This is a genomic window from Dellaglioa sp. CoH-55-MRSF-8 (assembly GCF_056782195.1).
The window spans coordinates 1-454 of the sequence record NZ_JBXAYH010000078.1; the positions used below are offsets into that span (position 1 = coordinate 1).

Genomic DNA, 454 nt, shown 5'->3' on the forward strand with positions numbered 1-454 from the left:
CTATCGTGGTGGGCGCTACCTGCTGCGTTTACAGCCAAAACGTGAACGCACGAGTCATCGAGATCAAGAGCCCGAGCCACATTATTCTCGAAGTTGTGGAGCACGGTGACGTTGGCAGCATTATTTCGGCTGAGGCCGACGATCTGGACTGTGAGCTGCTGGAACGTCCGGCTAAGAAACTGGCGAAGGGAAAGAAAAGCCGTCTGCATACCGTCCACGGTGAACCCATTGAGGTAGGTGACGAATACTGGTCGGATTCTCTCGACGAGGTTGTGGCGGTGGTTCGCCTCATTGAGGGTGATCTCGTTGAGGTAAAACCGCTCCACGCCATTGGTATAACACATACACTGTTCGGTCCTGCGATCTCGATTTCTTGGAGGACGAGGGCCCTTATGACGACGAAGATGACGAAGACGAGAGCACCACTCTGGAATGCGATCGATACGAAGGTGCG

1 protein-coding gene is annotated in these 454 nt (G+C 54.2%); it reads left to right on the forward strand.

What is annotated here, in order from left to right; translation table 11 throughout:
* Positions 1–454, forward strand: a 454-nt coding sequence (locus AC1RPW_RS07990) for a hypothetical protein (RefSeq protein WP_481769441.1), incomplete at both ends; no start/stop codon positions are given.